This window comes from Acetatifactor aquisgranensis (genome assembly GCF_943193215.1).
Lineage (GTDB): Bacteria > Bacillota > Clostridia > Lachnospirales > Lachnospiraceae > Acetatifactor > Acetatifactor aquisgranensis.
This window is the reverse complement of record NZ_CALPDH010000018.1, coordinates 1-20,809: the sequence shown is the minus strand read 5'-3', so window position 1 is coordinate 20,809 and position 20,809 is coordinate 1. Positions and strand designations below refer to the sequence as shown.

The window sequence follows — 20,809 nt, the reverse complement described above, 5'->3', positions numbered from 1 at the left end:
ATCGAAGCCAGATGCATTCTTTTCAAACATCGTTCCTGCAAAAAGCCACAGCTCATTCCTCATATAACGCCGCCAGCGCGTCGCCGTCCAGGGCAAGCTCCGTTGCCCCCTCCTCCACGCAGGCGATTACCTCCAGCCCTGTCCTGTGCCGGCACATCCGCACATTGTCCTCCTCCATGACATTTCCCGGGTGGAAACGGTTGAAGAGGACGCCCTTCAGGGGAATGCCACGGGAGCGCATGTATTCCGCCGTCAGCACTACATTGTTGATGGTGCCCAGCCCCGCGTCGGCAATGAGCAGGCAGGACAGCTCCAGCCTGGCAATCACGTCCTCCATCCAGATTTCCGCCTCGTCGAAGCAGACCGGACAGAGGATGCCGCCGCTGCCCTCCATGGTCACATAGTCATACTCCCTGCAGACTTCCCGGAATCCTTTCTCCACGGTGTCCAGCTCCACCGGATTTCCCTCCATCCGGGAGGCCAGGTGGGGCGACACCGCATGTTCATAGACATAGGGGCACATCTGTTCCAGGGGCTGGTCGATGCCCGATACTTCTTTCACATGGACAGCGTCCCCCGGAATCAGGGCGCCGTCGCTTCTGCGCGCGTTGCCGCTCATAGCAGCCTTATAATAGCCCGCAAGCCTGCCGCTTTCCCTGAGCTTCTTCACGATCAGGCCCGTCACGTAAGTCTTGCCCACATCCGTGCCCGTTCCCACGATGAAAATTTTTTTCGCTTTCTTCATTCCTTTATTCCGTCCTATATCCCATCCTTTATTTTGTCTTATATTCCCTCATTCATTGCAAAGTCTCACTTCGAATCCCAGATTCCGCACCAGTTCCGAATCCCTCTCCACCGTGATTCCCGCCGTGGTAAGCATGTCCCCGGAGATGGCCGCATTGGCGCCGCTTTGGAAACACAGCTCCCCCATGTCCTCCAGCAGCCCTCTACCTCCCGCAAGGCGGATGGAAGCGTCCGGAATCAGGAACCGGAAGATGGCCACACAGCGCCTGGCTTCCCCGCCTGTCAGGGGCTGCCTGTGCTCCAGGGGGGTACCGGGGATGGGGTTCAGGAGATTTACCGGGACGGATTTCACCCCCAGCTCCCTGGCGGTGAGCACCATGTCGATACGGTCTTCCATGGTCTCCCCCAATCCCAGGATGCCGCCGGAGCAGACGGACAGGCCTGCCCTCCGGGCCGCTTTCAGGGTGTCGATTTTGTCCTGATAGGTATGGGTGGTGCATATCTTCGGAAAAAAACCGGCAGAGGATTCCAGGTTGCAGTGTACCCGGGAAGCGCCCGCCTCCCTGATTTTTTCAAACTGCTCTTCCGCCAGCAGGCCAAAGGACACACAGACCTGGATACCGGTCTTCTGCCGGATGGCGCGGATGCTTTCACAGACCTGCTCCACCTCTCGGTCAGACAGCTTCCTGCCGGAGGTGACGATGGAATAGCGCAGCGCCCCTTTCGCCTTAGCCCTCCTGGCTCCCTCCAGGAGCTTTTCCGCAGGCAGGAGGCCGTAGGCTTCCGTGCACCGGGCCTGGTAGTGGGCGCTCTGGGCGCAGTAACGGCAGTCCTCGGAGCAGCGTCCGCATTTTCCGTTGACGATGGTGCACAGGTCGAAGCCCTGCCCGCACTTTTTCCTGCGGATTTCCTCCGCCGCCTCCGCCAGCTCCTCCAGAGGAGCCTGCGCCAGCAGCAGCGCCTCCTCTCGGGAGACTCCTCCCTGCGCCAGCGCTTTTTCTTTCAGTTCCTGTACGATGCCCATGATATAGCCATGCTCCTTTCGTATTCCAATCCGGAATCTCCCGAATCATTTTCAATTTTGTCAGCAGTCTCTACAATAGTCGATGGCTTCCGCTATGGCCGCAGCCGCCGCTGACAGTTCCTCTTTCGTGTGGGTGGCCATCAGTGCCGCTCGCAGCATGGCCTCCCCCCTTTTCACCGTGGGGTATCGGATGGCGGGGATGAAGAAGCCCTGCTCCATCAGCCGTTCGGAAACCTTTACTGCCATGCCCTCCTCACCAATTCTAACAGGAATGATGGCGGTCTCCGATTCTGCCTCCACACCGTGCTCCCGAAGACAATGGCAGAACAAACATATGTTCTCCTGCAGCTTCTCCACCCTCCAGGGCTCCTCCTCTATCAGCTCCAGGGCCCGCTTTGCCGCTGCCATGGCCGCGGGGGAGAGGGAGGTGGAAAAGATATAGCTCCTGGCCTTATTCTTCAGATATTCCGTCAGGGTCCGGGAGCCGCAGACATAGCCGCCCTCCGCGCCGACGGCCTTGCTGAGGGTGCCCATGAGGATGTCCGTCCGGCCCTCCAGATGGAAATATTCCTCGCAGCCCCGGCCGGTGGCGCCGATTACCCCGGTGGCGTGGGCTTCATCTATCATGGACAGCAGGCCGTAGGCATCGGCCAGTTCCAAAAGTTTCGGCAGATCCACGATGTCCCCATCCATACTGAAGACCCCGTCGCTGACAATCATCCCCTGTCTTCCCGGACGCTCCTGAATCTTCCGCTCCAAATCCTCCATGTCATTGTGCCGGTAGACCACCGTCTCCGCCCCGGACTGTCTGCAGCCGTCAATGATGCTGGCATGGTTCAGCTCGTCGCTATAGATGACGTCCCCCGCTCTGCACAGACAGGGGATGACGCCGCTGTTGGCCGCGAATCCCGTATTGAACACCACTGTCGCCTCCCGGCCCTTGAACCGGGCCAGGGCTTCCTCCAGTTGGATATGGTAGATGTTGGTTCCGGTGGTGAGCCGGGAACCGCCGGAGCCTGTGCCGTACTCCGCCAGAGCCCGCGCCGCATATGCTTTCACCCGCTCCTCGCCACACAAATCCAGATAGGAGTTGGAGGCCAGCATCAGCATGTCCCTGTTTCGGTAGCGGACGTGGGCCCGCTGAGGGCTCTCGATTACCTTGATTTCGCGGTACAGTTGCTGTTGGCGCAAGGCCTTCAGCTCCTCTTCCATTCGTTTCCATTTATCCACAGCCGCTTTTCACCCTTTCTGCGTATATCTTTCTGATGCTTTTGGCGTATTTTGTTCCGTCCTTTTCGGAAAGCGTCTCCACATCCCGTTTCGCCGATGATGATTCCACTCTCTGAGCTTCCGACTTGAACCAAGGCTATTTCAAGCCTGGTTCTGCGGTTCATGGGACATACCGGCAGGGGATGCTGCCGGAGATGTCGTATCGCCCACATGAACCAGCACCTTCTGCTGCTGGAGGTAGCGGATGCAGTCGTCCCGCTCTTCCTCAGTTCCCCGGAACAAAAAAATTCGCCCGCCCAGGGGACTGCCCATTTCCTTCAGCGTAGTGACACGCACGTAGCCGAACGCTCTGGAGGCGATATAGCCGGTGACATAATCCGGATCGTCGGAAATGCACAGCTCCGCCACGATGTTGGGATGATTCACCACCTTTGTAGCCAGGACGAGCGCCTCATTGAAATGGTTCTTGCCCCCGCATGCGGACTGCCTGGCCTCATCCTCCGTCTCCATGTCCATGTAGGTGGCCCGGATGCCCCGGTCCCTGTCAGGCTCCAGCCGCCTGAGCGTGTCCGCATCCAGGAGCATGGCGCCCCGCATGGAGTAGCTCTGTTTCCAGAGGGCCAGGATTTCCTCCGCCCGCTCCAGTCCCAGCCTCCGCAGATATTCCAGCACCACCGCCATGCCCTCCCCGGCGGACGCAGTCTCTGCTGTAGTCACGGGCAATGCCGGCAGATGGAGAATCTCCTCTTCCCTCACGGCCTCGATTTTCAAATTGATGAAATCAGGCTTACCCTTGCTGTGCCGCAATGCCCTGGAAAGAAGTCTCGCGCAATACTGCTCCAGCTCTTCCTCCGGAATGATTTTTTCCGCTCCGGAGATATGGCCCTCCACTTTGTTCGATGCTCTCATTTTGATGCTATATCGGCTCATGATTAGTTCCTCCGGTTTTCTCGGATGAAGAAGCGCAGTCATAATGAAGAACAGCTTCCCGCCGCGCCAGCCGTTTCATCACAGGATACATGACGGACGCGCCGACTGCCGTGAACACCATCCCCGGCACGGCGGCGACTATCAGAGCCAGAGGGGAAGCGTTCAGAATCCCCCCCAGAGCCAGCCGTCCGGCAATCGTCCCCAGAGGGCCGCTGATGGCGATGGTCAGAGGATTTACGCCGAAAATTGACAGTATCCCGCCTGCTATGAGGCGGAATACCATTGCTACTGTCACATTCACTATGGTGTGGGTACTCAGAATCAGATTGATGACACTGGCCAGGATGCCGATTTTGATGTATCTCTTAAAGCCGAAGCAAGCTGCGATGCACACGGCAAAGGGCGCCGAAAGCTGGAACTCGCAGCCCGGGATGATGCTTGGAATCTTGAACATGCCAAATACTGCCAGCAGGGCAGCCAGCAGCGCGGTGGTGGTCATTTCTCTGGTCCTTTCTTTGGTTTTCATAGGTGTCCCCCCGTCCAGTCAATTGTTTCCCGCCCATGCCGCCGGGACCTTTCTCCGGATGCGGTCTGGGCGGGATACATTTTGATTATAGCGGGCAGAGTCCCTATTGTCAACCTCTTTTCGGCATGGTTTACAATCAGACCCGCAGTCCGGCTTGCAATTCTTCTATACTACATAAATATCCTCCACATGTTCCAGCCCCAGCCGCACCATCCCGCTTTCGATTCCTGGCCCTCTGTCAGCTGCCGGCGGGTCTTGCTGGCCGGGTGCAGCACACAGGTACGGAACATCCAGGGCGGCCTACAGATTGCAGTACTTCCTCCACGTCCCCCGCAGATACCGCCCCGCGAAGCAGCAGACCCGGAAGATCCAGTCCACCGCCATGGCAATCCACACGCCTACGGCTCCCATCCCCATATGGACGCCGAACACAAGGCTCAGCCCGATGCGGAAAGTGACCATGGAAAAAATCGCGGTTGTCATGGTGTATTTTACGTCATTGCAGGCCCGGAGCATATTGGGCAGCACAAAGGACGCGGGCCAGAGCAGAATCGCAAGGCCGTCATGTATCATCACAAGGACATAAGCCAGCTCCGTGGCCTCCGCCCCCAGGCCGTAAAGCCCCAGAATCGGGTGCAGGAACAGCAGGATCAGGCTGTTCATCACCGCCGTGGCGGCGTATGTGATCAGCAGCAGCTTTTTCGTATAGTATTTCACCTGCGCCAGATCTCCCGCCCCCACACATTGGCCTATCACAGTGATCATGGCCAGGTTCATGCCCTGCCCGATGATACAGCCCATGCTGTCCAGGCTGTTCGCCACGCCGTTGGCGGCGATCTGCACCGTGCCGAAGCCCGCTATGATGCTCACCACGATTACGCGGCCCAGCTGGAAAATGCCGTTTTCGATGCCGCTTGGAATGCCGATGTAGAGGATTTTCCGGATGACCGGCCATTCGAACCGAAACCGCTCCCTGCCCAGATGTATCAGGTAATCAGGGTTCCTTAAAAGGACATAGAGACAAAGCCCCGCCACCGCCCTGGAGATCAGAGACGGCACCGCCACGCCTGCCACGCCCATTTTCAGGCCGAAGACGCAGATGGCATTGCCTCCCACATTGATGATGTTCATGAGCATGGACACCTTCAGGGTAATCTGAGAATTCCCCATGGAGCGGAACAGCGCCGCGCAGGCATTATAGACCGCCAGGAACGGAAAGGAAAGCGCCGAGATGATCAGATAGACGATGGCATTCCGCATCACGTCCTCCTCTATCTTTCCGAAAAACAGATTCAAAATGAACCTATGGCCGATGATCACCAGCAGGGAGACCAGCACCGTTATCAGAGCGTTGATCCAGAGGAGCTGCTTCGCCGACCGGCAGGCCTCCTCCGGTTTGTTCGCCCCCACGAACTGGCTGGCGACCACCGCGCCCCCGGTGGCCAGAGCCGCCAACACAGCGATGACCAGGTTGTTGAACATGTCCACCAGCGACACCCCGGACACCGCAGCCTCGCCCACGGATGAAATCATCATCGTATCCGCCATGCCCACCGTGATGGCGAGAGCCTGCTCCATGATCAGAGGGACAATCAGTTTTTTCAAATCCTTGTTGGTGAATATCATAGATACCTTTTTCCTCCGTGCTGCCTTTGTTCGTCATTATGTCGAGTATAGCATCCATCCACCTTATCGTCAATGATGTCTGCGGCAGGCCTGGTCAGATTTTGCCAGCCGGATGATACCTGCGAGGAGAATTTATTTCTTAGCTTTGCAAACTTACTCCTTGACGCTGCGTCCGGGAAAAGGTTATGATAAAGAGAACAGATATAAGGCTTGGAAAAACTGCCTTGGAGCTTATCTGAAATGTACGGATCGTACAAATAAGAAGGAGAAAAACATATGGAACGGTACTATCAGAAAGAAATCGAGACCGCGGACCGGGAGCAGATCCTGGCATGGCAGAACGAGCGCCTGGTCAGACAGGTGCGCCATGTGTGGGACAATGTGCCCTACTACCGTGCAAAAATGGAGGAAAAAGGCCTCTCCCCTGAGGACATCAAGAGCGTGGAGGATCTGCGCAAGCTGCCTTTCCTGACCAAGGACGACCTGCGAGACGCCTATCCTTACGGCCTGCTGGCCAGGCCCCTGAAAGACTGCGTCCGCATCCAGTCCACATCGGGCACCACAGGGCGCAGGGTGGTGGCATTTTACACCCAGCATGACATCGACCTGTGGGAGGATTGCTGCGCCCGCGCCATCATGGCTGCCGGAGGCACCGAGGAGGATGTGTGCCACGTGAGCTACGGCTACGGCCTTTTCACCGGCGGTCCCGGCCTGAACGGAGGCAGCCATAAAGTAGGCTGTCTGACTCTCCCCATGTCGTCGGGCAACACGGACCGCCAGCTGCAGTTCATGGTGGACCTGGGTTCTACCATCCTCTGCTGCACTCCTTCTTACGCCGCTTTTCTGGCTGAGAGCATCCACGAGCGGGGACTGCGGGACAAAATCAAGCTGAAAGCCGGAATCTTCGGAGCCGAGGCCTGGAGCGAGGAGATGCGCCAGGACATCCAGAACAAGCTGGGCATCAAGGCCTACGATATCTACGGGCTCACGGAGACCAGCGGCCCCGGCGTCGCTTTCGAGTGCAGCCAGCAGACGGGCATGCACATCAATGAAGACCACTTCATCGCCGAGATCATCGACCCGGATACCGGGGAAGTCCTTCCCGAGGGCAGCAAGGGCGAGCTGGTGTTCACTTCCATCACCAAAGAAGCTTTCCCCCTTCTGCGCTACCGCACCAGGGACATCTGCGTGCTCACCAGGGAGAAATGCTCCTGCGGCCGCACCCATGTGAAGATGAGCAAGCCTATGGGCAGAAGCGACGACATGCTTATCGTCAAGGGTGTCAATGTCTTCCCGTCCCAGATTGAGACTGTGCTCCTGGAGCAGGGATATCCGGCCAATTATCAGATCATCGTGGACCGCGTCAACAACTCCGATACGCTGGAGGTGATGGTGGAGATGTCGCCGGAGCACTTCTCCGATAACCTGGGCGAGATCACGAATATGGAAAAAGCCCTGGTGGCGGCCCTCAAGGCCATGCTGGGCATCTACGCCAAGGTGCGCCTGGTGGCTCCTAAGTCCATCGCCAGGAGCGAGGGCAAGGCAGTGCGCGTCATTGACAAGCGGAAAATTTAAGAGAGGGAGGACAAAGATATGACCATATCTCAGATTTCGGTATTTCTGGAAAACAAAGCGGGACAGCTGGCGGATATCACGGGGATTCTGTCGGAGAAGCAGGTGAACATGCGGGCGATCAGCATCGCGGAGACCGCGGATTACGGCATCCTGCGGCTTATCGTGGACGATGCGCCGAAAGCCTCCTCCATTCTCCTGGAGCAGGGCTTCATCCTGACCATGACGCCTGTGGTGGGCGTGGAGGTTCCGGATACGCCCGGCGGCTTGAGCAAGGTGCTCGGCATCATTTCCCGGGCGGGAATCGATATTGAGTACATGTACTCTGTCTTTGGGCAGAAAGACGGACAGGCATGTATGATATTCCGTGTAGCGGATGCGGACGGGCTGACGGCGCTTCTCGCGGAGAACGGCATCGCCACCATCGCCGGAGAGGATCTGGGCGTGCATTAAGCAAAGACAAAGTCGGGAGGGCATCCGGGGATTTCCCCAGGTGCCCTCCTCTGCTTCGTTTTCGGCTATTTATACTGCCTAACGATTTCACTTGCCGTGAAGCCAGACTGCATAACGCTGACTGGTTCAATCGCATGATTACATTAGGCAGCATGCGCTGTCCTATTGCCCGAAGAAATAAACTTCCCCGATACAAACATTCAAACACCGCAAGGGTGTTTGTCTCCTGCTTCGCAGAAGCGGGGTATTTGCCCCAACCTCACTTCGTTCGGTGCCGGTTTACGCGATGCCAGCATCGGGGAATGTACCCACTATGCCTCAAATTCTGCAGCAACTTCCCGCAATATCGCCTGGCTCGCTCCGGGGATCCTGCCGAGATGATCCGGGCCTACATTCAGCAGGTAATTGATGCCCATCCCGTTCAGCTTCTTTTTGATTGCGCGAATCTCCTTCGCGTCCTTCCAGTTCTGATCCCAGGCGCAGTATCCCCAGCTGTCGTTCATGGTAGCCGCGGTCTCGTAGAGGCCGTAAGGCGAGGGCTTCAGGCCGCCTATGGCATTGTAGTCAACCGTGTTTGGATTCGCTTCATCTTCTGCCGGAAGGGAATCCGGGATTTCATTGTCCCCCAGCGACACATAGTCATATGCGCCGTTTCCGAGACGGGAGTTGATCAGGCAGTCCGGCTGGTATTTTTTCACCAGTTCAAACAGCTCCCGGCTCTGGGCATCCTTGATCGTCATGGGCACATCGAACCAAATCAGACAGAGTTCCCCATAGCCGCGGAGGATTTCCTCCACCTGAGGCTTGATCTTATTCTCAAAGCAGATGTCGAAGTTCTTGCCGGCATTGTCCGGGAAATCCCACTCATTGCACCAGGCCTTTCCCGAACAGGGGATGTGGCCGGAGAGATACCCGCCGCCGTGCTCCTCATGCCAGTCCAGATCCTGGGAGTAGTACAACCCGAATTTCAGGCCGTGCTTGTAACAGGCTTCGGAAAGCTCGCCAATGACATCCCTGCCGAAAGGAGTCGCATCCACCACGTTGAATCCGTCCACCCTGGAGCGGAACATGGCGAACCCGTCGTGATGCTTGCTCGTGATGACAAAATATTTCATGCCGCATTCCTTTGCGAAGCGGATCCATTCGCCGGCATCGAAATAAACCGGATTGAACGCTTTCGCAAGCTTCTCATAGGCGGCAATGGGGATGCACTGGTTGGATTGAATCCACTCCGCGTAGCTGCTGCTCCTGCGGCCATCCCACTCTCCGCCCAGCAGAGAATAGAGTCCCCAGTGCACCATCATGCCGTACTGCGCCTCTTTGAACCATTTTCTCATGTCCATTTTCTTTACCTCCCGGGGAAATCCTTTTGCTTGCTGACAGCTATTGCCTGAAACCGCTTTCCTGCTCCTGTTCAATGCACCTCAACGCAATCAGTACCACAAACCTGAAAGCGAGAACGCAATTTTCTTTCATTATAATATGCCTTTCCCTAAAAAGCAACGATTCTTTTACGATCCTCGCCCCTCCTGCCTTCGTCTCGTAATCAAAATGCCGGCGGAGAGCGCCGAGACATCAGGAAAGCCTCGCCGTCCAGGAATAGAAAGGATAAAGGAAGAATCCCTCCGCCGCGACAAATCCCAGCATCAGCATCGCCAGCGGAACCAGCAAAAGCAGCGCTGCCAGGAAATAAGCCCCCAGCGGCTCCCTGCGCCAGGCAGACAGGCCCAACACCGCAAGGGCCGCCATAGCCAGGACTACAGCCTGCGACAGGGCAGCCGCCAGGAGGAATCCCCAAATCGGCAGCGCCGAGGCAACTCCACTGCAGCAGGGAAGATTCCCCGCCCCAAAGGAAAGCCCCCTGAAAGGGTATGTCATGCCGATCCGCGCCATCCTGCATGCAAAGGGCACCAAAGAGACCACCGCTGCCGACGCCCCGCACAAACAGGCCTTGTACAGCAACACCTTCCGCTTTCCGGTCCGGGTGCTCCCCAGCAGGTTCCAGGCGCCTCCTGTGTCCTCCATGGCCGCCGCGTTTCCGAAAGCCAGGATGACGCCGCAGCAGAGCAGAATCAGGTCAATCAGTGTTCCCTCCCCTTTCACGCCAAACAGGTAGAGGTATCCCGTGTCATAGACAAAATTCCCTCCCGGACGCGTCGGCAGCCCTTCCCCGCTAATCCGCCGGTACTGCTCCCACGCCCGCAGAAAGGCGGGATAGAAAGCCGTCACGGCATTATATTTCGCTTTCAAATCCTCCCCGGCCCTTTCATCCATCTCTCCCCGGGAAACCATCTCTTCGATTTGACTAATCTGGTCAAAAGCTTCCTGATAGCGGGCCTGTTCGGACAGGAGCAGCTGCTCCTTCTCTTCCGTCAATTCCCCCTCCAGCCGCAGCATCATGTCCTGGTAATAGGCTTCCTGGACGGAGAGGTAATAGTTCTGCCCCCATTCCCGGTATCCTGCCAGGAGCCCGAAGGCAAGCAGCGCCAGCGCCGCCCTGTTGGCAATCATGATTTTGTAGCACTCGTGCCGCAGCAGCCCTGCATGGGGGCGGAAAAAGGAAATCGCCGGCAGCCTGCCGTCCCTGAGGGCCAGCTTTTCCCCTTTGATAAAGAACCACAGGCTTCCCGCCGTCCCCGCTGCCGCCAGAAGGAACAGCAGTCCCCAGGTCAGGAGCCGCTGGGGGACAGGGTGCCCAAACAAGTCGAAGTTCAGGTATCCCCCATAATAGTGCTCCGTCTTCAGAATCCCCATCAGGTTCAGATATTTGTACAGGTTCCATCGGGAAGCCCCGGGGATAGCCGTGTACAGGATATAGCTGACGCCGCAGAACAGAATCCCCACTCCGTAAGGCAGATAAATCGTCTCCGCCTCCATGCAGACCGCCGCCAGCAAAGCTCCGAATCCGAATGCCGCCAGCCCTTTCGTCAACACGGACAGCACCAGATAAGCCCGGATGCTGACAGGCAGACAGCTCTCCCGGAAAGCCGCCACCGACTGAAGGGCCGCGCCCAGGTCCCCATATCCCACCGTCACGCCGTAGAAAAGAAGATTCACTCCGTACAACACCGCCGCCATGCCCACACAGTGCAGGAAAAGCGCGGTCAGCTTGGCCCCCATGCTCCTCCCCATCCCGTACCTGGTGCTTTTGGTGATGTAAAAGAACCTTTTTTCCTTCTCTTCCAGAATCAGATCCCCCACAGCCAGGAATACGGACAACAGCAGAAAAATATCCGTCCATACGTTATTCATAGCGCCAATCAGGCCCTTGCCGGGCATCCATCGGATCCTTTCATCCGAGAGCCCGGCGTAGTCCTCCGCGCTTTTCTTCACGTTCCTGGCGGAGAAAGACGCCTCTTCCTCTCCGCCGGCCGTCCCGCCGAAGATGCCGATGCCGCCCAGGACAGAGCCCCTCTCCTGCACGGACTGCAGATACGCCCCATAGCCCGCGGTCTTCTCCCACTCCTCGTACAGCTCCTCTATCAGGCTCTGTTCCTGCCAGAAAGAATCCGTGAACGTCAGGTAGTCGCCCCTTTGGTACCGCTCATAGCAGGCCTCGAACACGCCGGGGGCGCTTTTCATGGCCTGGACCGCCAGCCTGTCCCCCATCTCGTTTCCCATGCCCTGCAGCATCAGAACATCCTGCACCAGCGCCATTCCGTCCATGGTTTCTTTCAGTCCGGTGACATAGGCCTGCTTTTCCGCCTCCGACATGGCGGAAATCTGCTTTTGAAAAGCCTTGTAGGCGGAAAGGCCGGCTTTCCCCTCAGCCGGCAGGGTGGTATACCACATGAGGAACAGCTCCAGCAGAAGCAACAGCAGGCAGGACAGCCGGAACCGCCTCTTTCCCCAAAGTTTCTCCAGTTCAAAGCCCGTCAGACGAAACATGCCGCTCCTCCTCTCCGAAAATCTGCAGATAGACCTCCTCCAGCCCTTTCGCGCCGCCGTATTTCCCGCAGAGCGCCTCCACGCTGCCCCGGTCCACCAGACGGCCTGCTTTCAGCAGCAGAATCTCCGCCGCGATGGGCTCGATGTCCGAGACCACATGGGTGGACACCAGGATGATGCGGTCTCCGGAAAGAGCCCGGATCTGCTCCCGGATACGCACCCGCTCCCTGGGATCCAGCCCTGCGGTGGGCTCGTCCAGGATGACGCACCTGGGATTCCCCAACACGGCCTGGGCGATCAGCACCCGCTGCTTCATCCCGCCGGAGTAGGCGCTGACCGGGCGCTTCCGCTCGTCCCACAGGTTCACGAACCGCAGCACCCGCTCCAGCTCCGCGGGCTGCTCCTTTCCGGGAATCCCTTTCAGGGCGGCCATATAGGACAGGAAGCGTATGCCGGAAAAATGCTCGTACATACCCTGCTGCTGGGGCGCATAGCCCAGAAGGCTCCGGTAGGCCGCGCCCAGGGCTCTGATCTCCTTTCCCTCCCATCTGACCTGGCCGCCCGTGGGACGCAGATTGCCGGAAATGATGTTCATGAGGGTGGATTTCCCCGCCCCGTTGGGCCCCAGGAGCCCATAGACGCCGGGCTCCAGGGCCAGGCTGACCTGATCCAGGGCCAGCTTGTCCTTATATCGTTTTGTGATTTGACTGATTTCCAGCATTGCCATGGCTATTCTCCCTTTCCGGTCATGTTGATTTTGCGGAAATTGGCATTGCCCGCGAACAGATCCTCCTGGGAGATCAGGCCGTACTGGTAGCGAGTGATCTCATAGGAGCCGTCGCCGTTGTCTATATAATCGTAGTCATAAACCGTCAGGACCTCAGCGTCCAGCACGGCGCGGAATTCCAGGCTCCAGCCCAGGCTTTGGTTCACCAGAGAGGAATGGCTGACTTCACCCGTATTTACATCGATGAAGTCAAAGGTACGGTCGCCGCGGCCGCTGTCGCAGCGGAGCTTATCTCCTATCCTGTCATAAAGATAGCTGCTCCCCTCCCGTCTGCACAGCTCTTTCTCCGCCCCGGTGCGCAGGTCCAGACTGGCGACGCTGCCGTCAGTGTTGGAGGCGAAGATCATATTCTTATCCGCCAGGGTGTAATTTCCGGTTTTGTTGTCCTGGCGGAAGCGGATTTCCAGCTGAGGATTATCCAGCGCCACCGTGGCGAACACTGTCTGGGAGTTCTCATACAGATCCTTGTAACCATCGTCAGAGAAGATTTCTTCGCCGGAAACCTCTCTTCCGTAATCTATCCCTTTCAGCACAAGCGTTCTGTCATAGCAGCCCGCCAGCCTCCAGGAAACAGAGCTGTCAAAGTCCAGGGAGCAGACTTCCTGTTCCTGCCCTGAGGACAGGTCCAGATGCACCAGTTTCCGCTCCGCGGAGTTGAAGTAGGTGCCCTCGCTGCCCTGTTCCGAGGTCAGCTTCTTGGTCACCACATAGATGCCGCTGTCGTCCCCCATCACCAGGTCCTCCAGCGTCAGAGAGGGGTCGAACATATGGACCGTCTCACGCCCGGTGCCGTCCAGATTGGCCCGGTAAAGGACGGCGGCGCTGCCCTCGGTATCAGAGGACTGGGAGCCAAGCACGTCTGCGCTGAAAGAGGCTGCCATGGAACCGTCATCGTCCTGCCTTTTGCTCAGCAAATACAGGGAATCCTGCCATGTGAAGAGAAGCGTGGAGCCGATGTAAAAGCTGTCGTAGGGCAAGACTGCCGTACAGTCCACGGAATCATGACTGCATCCCGCATTGCTGCACAGATACACCTCCTGCAGCGCCTGAAAGTCCATATACATCAGATGGAGACCGTAATTTCCGTCGGACAGCTTCGTCGGCTCAAAGGTATAGTAATAGTAGCCGTCTTTTGTGTGGCACCCTTCATCATTCTGGGTGGCCAGGAGCTGCAGACCGCCGGTTCCGCCTGCAGCGCTGTCCTGGGATGTCCGCTCGACTTCACCGAAATCCGCCTGCGCCGTTCCGGCAGCGCCATTCGTGCCGGCAGCGCCTTCTGCTCCGGCGGTGTCTGTCCCCACAGCGCCTTCCGCTCCGGCCTGGCTGTTTTCCTGTCCGCCCGCCGCCTGGGAGTCGCTCCCGCCGCAGGCGGTCAGGGAAAGGACTATGCTTGCTGATAGTAAGACTGCGATTGTTTTTTTCATGAGAAAAGACCTCCTTATGTTCTGCGTTTGATTTTGCATAAGGAGAGCATAATGGAAAAAAGTCAAATTTTTGTCAAAGAATATGGGGATGCTATATTAAGATTTGTTTATATATGTGCAGCGATGAAAAATCCTGGGCAGAACCCGGATAAACGGGCATGACCGCCCAGATGAGACGGCCGCTTTCCATCCAGCCGGAAAGCGGCACCACACCTAAGCTAAGCCCATTCCTGACAGGGTCATACTGTGATTCTATTGTTTTTCCAGTGGAATGCTTTTCTTACTTGCGCTTTCACAGTATAGCATGCGGCTCTCTGATTTCGCATGATTCCTTAAAGGGTTCCGCGAATTGAAACCCGTCCCGCTCCATTTGTTCATAGCACCTGGCCACCGTCTCCCTCTTCAGATAACCGACAGATTTATTTCAACCATTCCCCCATGGGGCGCGGCGTTCCTAATCTCCAGACTGCCGCCGTGCTTTTCGCAGAGCACACGGCTGACGGCAAGGCCCATTCCCAGATGCCCCGCCTCTCCGGTGGGCAGGAATGCTTTCTTTCGTTTCTGTAGGATTTCGTCCGAAAAGCCGTCTCCGTCATCGGTCACTGCAATCTGCAGCATGTACCCGGAAAGCACAAAATCCACAGATATGGTATTTTGTGCAAATCTGGTCGCATTTTCAAATACATTCTCCAGAATCCGGTGCAGAATGACGATGTCCGCTTTCACTGTCTTCTCCGGATTCCCGTCTGCGTTTCCAGCCCTGTCTCGGTAGGCCTTGGGGCCTGTTTTCTGCGCGGCTTCCTGTCTTCTACTGCCCTCGTCAGGGCGGCTGCTATCGGAACGGGTTTTGGGGACTGCCTTTTGCGCGGCATTCTGCCATCTGCCGCCCGCGTCCGGGCGGCCGCCATTGGAACGGGCTTTTGGAGAGCCCTCCTGCTCCAGGCCGCTTTCCGGCAGCGCACAGGTCACATGCAGCGCGATTCCGGCACCGGCGGCCATCACTTCCAAGTCCTCCCGGATGCTCTCCACCAGCTTCCTGACAGGAATCTCTTCCCGGTGGATTTCCATGTCCTCCAGCTGGTTCAGCTCCCGCACCGATTCGGTGTATTGTTCCAGTCTCTTTGCCGCCAGGTTCAGATTCCCTGCGATGCGCTCTGCCTTTTCCGGGCTGATCTTCCCGGCGGGCAGGTTCATCTGGAGATATTCCGTGTACCCTTCGATGATCGCGATGGGATTGCGCAGGTCATGGGCGATGGATGCCTGCATCAGCCTGCGCTGTTCCAGCATGTTCCACAGGGTCCGGTTGTTTTCGGCCAGCTGTCCCCGCATGGCCTCGAAAGAGCGGCATAGGCCGCCCATCTCGTCCCCACAGGCATATTCCAGAGAAAAATCCAGGTTCTGGGCGGCGATTTCCTCAGTGGCGTCAGACAGGAGCTTTATGGGCAGGGCAAGCCTTTTTTTGTAAAAATAGAAGCCGCAAAGCAGAATGCCGCCAACGGACAGCACTGCCGGGACGATGACCATGGCCGCGCCGCAGAACTGATATGCCAGTTTCCGCTTAGGCGTCAGCGTATCGTAGCCCAGCTCCAGTTTCTGGATGGAATAGGTGGCATCCAACATGATTTCGTTCGTCTCGATTCTGGCGGCATCGGGGCCTTCTGTCACTTCAGACCGTGCCTTCACAGTTACATCGTCCTCCACTGTCACAGATCCCACCGCCTCCGTGACGATTCCCGGCAGCTTCGATTCCTCACCGAATGTCAGCAGATGAGACTCGCTGGTCTGGGTGCCGTCTTCCAACGTATACTCGATTGTCAGGTATGCGGCGTTGGCATCCGGCAGCAAATACCGGCGAAAGGCCGCACAGCCCGCAATGACCAGCCCGGAGAGGAGCGCCACGACACAGAATGTGCCGAAGACGGTGAGCATGAAGAAGCCGCGGAGGGAGATGTCCCGGCTCGCGGCTTTTCCCCGGGTGTGCCTGTTTTTAGGTTGGCGGCCTGTTTGCCGGTGTTTTTCGGAATCTCCTGAGGTTGTCATCTGCCTGTCTTTCATATCATATTCCACCTTTATGTTCCGGGCAGCGTCGACTTTATCTGCCCAAATCCGCTCACCCCCAGTAAACGCAACGTTTCCATGGACTATAGCCCTTCTTCCTATGGAAAGCCCTTCTTCCTATGGAAAGTCCTTCTTCCTATGGAAAGCCCTTCTTCCTATGGAAAGTCCTTCTTCCATTTGTAGCCAACGCCCCAGACTGTTTCGATATAGTCCAGCCCTGTGACCTCTCTCAGCCTTGCCCTGATTTTCCGGACGTACTCTTTTATGACATTGCTGTCACCTTCCGCATCATATCCCCACACCATTTCATAAATCCGCTCTTTGTCAAAGACCTGGTTGGCATTGGTCATAAGGAACGCAATCAAATCGAATTCCCGTTTGGAAAAGGCGATTTCCTGTCCATTCCAGGAAACCAGACGCTGCGACAGATTCACTATCAGCCCATTGGAAGTCAGCACCGAGGGCCTGCTTCTGCTGCGCTCGTCCCGGCGCAGATGGGCGGCTACCCGCGCCGACAGCTCGCCCAGGCTGAACGGCTTGGCAATGTAGTCATCCCCGCCGTACTGGAGCCCGTTGATTTTATCCTGTTCGGTAATCCGCGCGGTCAAGAACAGGATGGGACAGGCAATATGGCTGCGTATGTTCCTGCACAGCTCCAGCCCGTCCATCCCCGGCATGTTGATGTCCAGAATGATCAGGTCAGGCTGCTTTGGCAGCAGAGAGATTGCTTCTCCCGCGCTGTTAGCCGCCATTGTCTCATAACCGCAGTCCTGTAGGTGGTCGGTCAGAAGTTCAGTCATCATCTTTTCATCGTCTACAATCAGGATTTTATATGCCATTGCCGCCACTCCTCCGCTGTTTCATGCAGAACAGATTCTCTCCGATGCAGCATCTCGCTTTGCCTTTCCTATCCGGCTGACTGCCTTGCTCCATAAGCATACGAGCTATCCTGGTCAGGCCGTTCGGAAACTGTATATCTGTTCTACCACGAAAGCAGTCTCCTCGTCAATGACGAATTTTTATGTCCATTTCATTCCCGGAGATTCCTCTGTCAGTCGGAACCTCCATCCGCTTCCCCGCAGGTCCAAGCGTCACCTCTTTGAAAGGGGCAGATACATCCATTTTTCATAGCGTTCCACCGCTTTCTGGTGGATAGAACTGGGAACGCCCACCTTATTTCCCACTTCCTCTATCCGCCCATGCCTTACCTCACATCTGGTGTCATTAATTATGAATTCCCTGCTGGTATCGACTCCTAATTCATTCAGGAATTCCAGCATCATCGGCGTGCTGACCGCCGCACGATGCAGCGCCGAAAACGCCTGCTGGTCGCCGAAACTGATCAGTGCGCTCAAGCCAAACGCAAATGAACCAGCATTTTGGTAATCCTCCGCCGTTCCCTTTCCATAGCTGTCAATCCTGACCCTATCCCTTTCCACCGTGAACTTATAGCCATTGCCAAATGAAAAGACATTTCCCACACCTATGCTCAGCCGATTCCTGACAGGGTCATAGCCTGTGGGATGTGTGGTCTTATATGGATGGTCCAGTCTGCCAAACACGCTTATTTCCTCCTGCGTATATCTTACTGCCGCGTTGACGGTGAACACTTTCTCTCCATTGATGGAAAAGATGCACGTAGTTGCGTCAGCCATCTCCGAAGTGATTTCGATTTCATCCCCCTGCAGCGTATCCAGCACATTTTTTCCCAGCCCCATCTCCTCCATCAGGCTGACCATCTTTTTGATGCCGCTTTTCCGCTGCTGGTCAAAACCATTCAGCGAATGGGAATCCCTGCCGTCCAGGTCATCGTTAAAATACTCTGCAAATTCGTCGCGCAGACCGTCTTTTGTCGATAGTTTCCCTGTTTTCATGTTGTAAATATAGGAATTTACGCTTCCTACTCCGCTAATGCCCATTTTTTCCTCCATTCAGCTGTATTCGCTCTCATTATCATCCGTTGGTTACCTTTTTTGATTTACTGTGGTCAGTCTGCCGCCCGATAAGCCCAGCACTTCATCAGCACAGGACGCAACCTTGTGGGAGTGCGTGACAAGGATGACGCAGCGATTCTCATTCCTGACAAGGCCTGAAAGGAGCGCCATGATCCCGTCCTGTGTGCTTTCGTCCAGATTTCCCGTGGGCTCGTCCGCGATCAGGATATCCGGGTTGTGGGACAGCCCTCCTTGCTGTCTACCCATACGAATCCGCCGCACAGCTCCGCCACATGGCGGACAAGGCTTAGCCCTATGCCGTATCCGTCTTTCTTTCGGCTCCCGATCCGATAGCGGCTTTCAAAAATCTTCTCCTGCTGTTCCATGCGGATGCCAATCCCCTGATCCTCAACAGAGACATAGGGACATCCCTTTTGTGTGCCCACATATACCGTGACAGGCTTGTCAGCCCCATATTTGATTGCGTTTTCAATCAAATTCGATACCGCCCGATACACCATCAGTTCATGGGCCCTAATATACAGAGCGGCGTCCTCGTCAAAATCGAAGGACAGATTCCTGTAAACTCTTTTGTATTCGTCTGCCGCCATTCCGCAGACAAGGCACAAATCCACTTTTTCCAGCTTACTTTCATTTGCGGACAGGGTAAGGATATCGTCAAGGCTTTTTACCATACGGTCCAGCTGCGCTGTCGCCCATTCTCCCACAGCAGGGCATTCGTTCTGTATCATAGCCCGCAGCAGCGCAAGGGCGTTTTTCTGCTCATGGGAAATATATGAGCTTAGATTTTCAAAATCCGCGTACAGGCCGGCAATCTCCTTCTGCGCTTCCCGAAAGGCAGTCTCAATATCGGAAAGCTCCTTTGGAAAAGCGATATCTGCAGGATTTGTTTTCTCTCTGACATTCTTGAGACTGTTCGCTGTTTCTTCAATGGGCTTTACGATTCTACGAGTCAGCATATGGGCGAACACGAAAGACAGCAGCAGAGAAATCACAAAGGCAGTCAATGTGGCATGAACAATCACCGCCATATAATAGGGGGCCAAAAAACTGTGGAGCTCCTGTTCTGTAACGACGCGCCGGTCAAGCTCTCCCCACGGTATGTTAAGACCCTGTTCGGTGATGCTTACGCCGTCAACGGATACATAATAGCCCCGCATCTGCTCCGGCACATCGATTCTGATGTTCACGAGGAAGAGGGCCGCGGCAAGGATGAACACGACAATCAGGCACAGGGAGTACAGCATGACAAAATTTTGAAACTTTATCTTTCTGAATCGTTCCATAGGCAATACCCCTTTCCCTTTATTGTTATCAGCAGGTTTTGGCCGCTGGCTGCCAGCAGTTTTCTGCGGAGGTTTGAGATGTGCACCCGCAGCACCGAGGAAAACAGGTCAAACTCCTCATTGTATGTGTGCTCTATGATGTCCTCATTGGACACGATTTCCGGGTGGCGCTCCGCAAGATACAAAAGAATGTCAAATTCTTTTGGCGACAGCGGGATTGCTTCCTTTCCCCACATTGCCGTCTGTATGGCCGGATCGATCGACAAACTGCCAATCATGATCGTAGGATTTGTCCGTCCGTAAAATCTGCGGACAACGGCACGGATCCGGGAAGTCAATTCTATAAAGTCAAAAGGCTTGACGATGTAGTCATCTGCGCCCAGATCAAGGCCAGCGGCCCTTTCCCTTGCGGCGTCCCTTGCCGATACGATCAGGACAGGCATATTCCGCCCATTGCTCCGCAAAAATGACAGTATCGCAAGCCCGTCTTTGTCCGGCAGATTCAAGTCCAGGAGAACGGCGTCATAGTCCGTCACATACGCCTTTTCTTCTCCGGCAAGCCCTGTATTGGCAATATCAATCGAAAACCCTGCCGCTCTAAGCCTGTTTTCATTTCGGCGGCAAGCTGTTTATCATCCTCAATCACTAAAAGCCTCATTTCGCCCCTCCTATGACAGTTCCGCGTCTGCCCCGCCCGGCCCCCCGGACATGTGCTGGTGGTGTGCTGGGCAGATGCTGTTTTATACTGCATAACGCCAGAATTTACCATACTGCACGGGTTAAACGTATATGGCTGGCGTTATGTAGTCGGGTTGCTCGGAAATTTTATAGTAAACGACTTTAATATCTTTACTTTGGTTTCATTCAAAGCAAAAATAATTATGACGTTTACTATCACTGTTAAGCAGTATAAATCAGTTATCGACATTTCCTGGCTGGACTTATACGGGATTCTTTCTTGAATACCATGATTCCATGCGCCCTGGAGCGTCTGGAATCAGAAGTAGTCACATGCCTTTCCGGGTCAACTTTATGCCATGAGCACAGTCGCGCTCACGGGCATGGATGGACATAGCACGGATGGCCGTCCAGCCGTTCCACGCCTTGAATCAGGTCATTGTATCATAATCAATGTTTATCTAATGTTAAGACAGTCCATTGAGTAAAATGGCCGCCTTTTATGCATCTGCCTCCTATCTAAACGGCATTTATATTGCATAACGCTGAATCAATGTCATTAAGTTAATAGCGAACTGTCTGAAATGGTTAGAGTCTTATTATGAGGTCTAAACCATTTTTTGTGTCT

The 20,809-nt window shown here is 55.8% G+C and carries 19 protein-coding genes; 2 read left to right on the top strand and 17 right to left on the bottom strand.

All coding sequences use genetic code 11. The features are described from left to right. Positions 1–52 precede the first annotated feature (52 nt). The 6 genes from bioD to NFS35_RS15840 all read right to left on the bottom strand — a co-directional run bounded on the left by bioD (position 53) and on the right by NFS35_RS15840 (position 6,080). A complete protein-coding gene (gene bioD, locus NFS35_RS15865; protein ID WP_251208104.1) occupies positions 53–745 on the bottom strand; it encodes a dethiobiotin synthase in 693 nt (230 codons plus the stop codon). A gap of 48 nt (positions 746–793) precedes the next feature. Continuing rightward, positions 794–1,768, bottom strand: a complete 975-nt coding sequence (bioB, locus tag NFS35_RS15860) for a biotin synthase BioB (RefSeq protein ID WP_251208103.1) — start codon at positions 1,766–1,768, stop codon at positions 794–796. Between the two features lie 60 nt (positions 1,769–1,828). Beyond that, on the bottom strand, positions 1,829–2,998 hold the full coding sequence (gene bioF / locus NFS35_RS15855) for an 8-amino-7-oxononanoate synthase (protein WP_251208102.1): 1,170 nt from the start codon (positions 2,996–2,998) through the stop codon (positions 1,829–1,831). Between the two features lie 141 nt (positions 2,999–3,139). Beyond that, entirely contained in the window at positions 3,140–3,928 is a 789-nt protein-coding gene (locus NFS35_RS15850; RefSeq protein WP_251208101.1) for a 6-carboxyhexanoate--CoA ligase, read from the bottom strand. Then, positions 3,915–4,454 carry a hypothetical protein gene (locus tag NFS35_RS15845; protein WP_251208100.1) on the bottom strand — a complete coding sequence of 180 codons (540 nt, stop codon included), beginning with the start codon at positions 4,452–4,454 and terminating at the stop codon, positions 3,915–3,917. Before NFS35_RS15845 ends, NFS35_RS15850 begins: the two co-directional genes overlap by 14 nt. Before the next feature lie 300 nt (positions 4,455–4,754). After that, complete coding sequence (locus tag NFS35_RS15840) at positions 4,755–6,080, bottom strand: MATE family efflux transporter (RefSeq protein WP_251208099.1); 1,326 nt, start codon at positions 6,078–6,080, stop codon at positions 4,755–4,757. Positions 6,081–6,356: 276 nt separating this feature from the next. Between NFS35_RS15840 and NFS35_RS15835 the strand changes: the two genes are divergently transcribed. Together NFS35_RS15835 and NFS35_RS15830 are read left to right on the top strand one after the other, a co-directional pair. Next, on the top strand, positions 6,357–7,655 hold the full coding sequence (locus NFS35_RS15835; RefSeq protein WP_251208098.1) for a phenylacetate--CoA ligase family protein: 1,299 nt from the start codon (positions 6,357–6,359) through the stop codon (positions 7,653–7,655). 18 nt (positions 7,656–7,673) lie between these two features. Next, positions 7,674–8,105, top strand: a complete 432-nt coding sequence (locus NFS35_RS15830; protein ID WP_251208097.1) for an ACT domain-containing protein — start codon at positions 7,674–7,676, stop codon at positions 8,103–8,105. 311 nt (positions 8,106–8,416) lie between these two features. Here NFS35_RS15830 and NFS35_RS15825 read toward each other — a convergent pair whose 3' ends face one another. From NFS35_RS15825 to NFS35_RS29025, 11 genes are all read right to left on the bottom strand, one after another. Then, positions 8,417–9,523, bottom strand: coding sequence for an alpha-L-fucosidase (locus tag NFS35_RS15825; protein WP_275564698.1), 1,107 nt, complete (start codon positions 9,521–9,523; stop codon positions 8,417–8,419). A 157-nt stretch (positions 9,524–9,680) separates the two neighbouring features. After that, on the bottom strand, positions 9,681–11,993 hold the full coding sequence (locus NFS35_RS15820) for a hypothetical protein (protein ID WP_251208095.1): 2,313 nt from the start codon (positions 11,991–11,993) through the stop codon (positions 9,681–9,683). Next, the gene (locus tag NFS35_RS15815) at positions 11,971–12,720 is read right to left on the bottom strand and encodes an ABC transporter ATP-binding protein (RefSeq protein WP_251208094.1); all 750 of its coding nucleotides are present in this window, start codon (positions 12,718–12,720) and stop codon (positions 11,971–11,973) included. The genes NFS35_RS15820 and NFS35_RS15815 overlap by 23 nt, the downstream gene beginning before the upstream one ends. A gap of 2 nt (positions 12,721–12,722) precedes the next feature. Next, entirely contained in the window at positions 12,723–14,204 is a 1,482-nt protein-coding gene (locus NFS35_RS15810) for a hypothetical protein (protein WP_251208093.1), read from the bottom strand. Between the two features lie 402 nt (positions 14,205–14,606). Further along, positions 14,607–16,259, bottom strand: coding sequence for a HAMP domain-containing sensor histidine kinase (locus NFS35_RS15805; RefSeq protein WP_251208092.1), 1,653 nt, complete (start codon positions 16,257–16,259; stop codon positions 14,607–14,609). 158 nt (positions 16,260–16,417) lie between these two features. Continuing rightward, positions 16,418–17,101, bottom strand: coding sequence for a response regulator transcription factor (locus NFS35_RS15800; protein ID WP_251208091.1), 684 nt, complete (start codon positions 17,099–17,101; stop codon positions 16,418–16,420). A gap of 252 nt (positions 17,102–17,353) precedes the next feature. Next, a complete protein-coding gene (locus tag NFS35_RS15795; protein ID WP_251208090.1) occupies positions 17,354–18,181 on the bottom strand; it encodes a hypothetical protein in 828 nt (275 codons plus the stop codon). 45 nt (positions 18,182–18,226) lie between these two features. Beyond that, complete coding sequence (locus NFS35_RS15790) at positions 18,227–18,463, bottom strand: P-loop NTPase family protein (RefSeq protein ID WP_251208089.1); 237 nt, start codon at positions 18,461–18,463, stop codon at positions 18,227–18,229. After that, positions 18,418–19,503: a sensor histidine kinase gene (locus NFS35_RS15785; RefSeq protein WP_251208088.1), complete on the bottom strand. Its 1,086-nt coding sequence runs from the start codon at positions 19,501–19,503 to the stop codon at positions 18,418–18,420. The genes NFS35_RS15790 and NFS35_RS15785 overlap by 46 nt, the downstream gene beginning before the upstream one ends. Beyond that, positions 19,482–20,078: a response regulator transcription factor gene (locus tag NFS35_RS15780; RefSeq protein WP_251208208.1), complete on the bottom strand. Its 597-nt coding sequence runs from the start codon at positions 20,076–20,078 to the stop codon at positions 19,482–19,484. The genes NFS35_RS15785 and NFS35_RS15780 overlap by 22 nt, the downstream gene beginning before the upstream one ends. Continuing rightward, positions 20,036–20,161, bottom strand: a complete 126-nt coding sequence (locus tag NFS35_RS29025; RefSeq protein ID WP_275564697.1) for a hypothetical protein — start codon at positions 20,159–20,161, stop codon at positions 20,036–20,038. The genes NFS35_RS15780 and NFS35_RS29025 overlap by 43 nt, the downstream gene beginning before the upstream one ends. Positions 20,162–20,809: the final 648 nt, after the last annotated feature.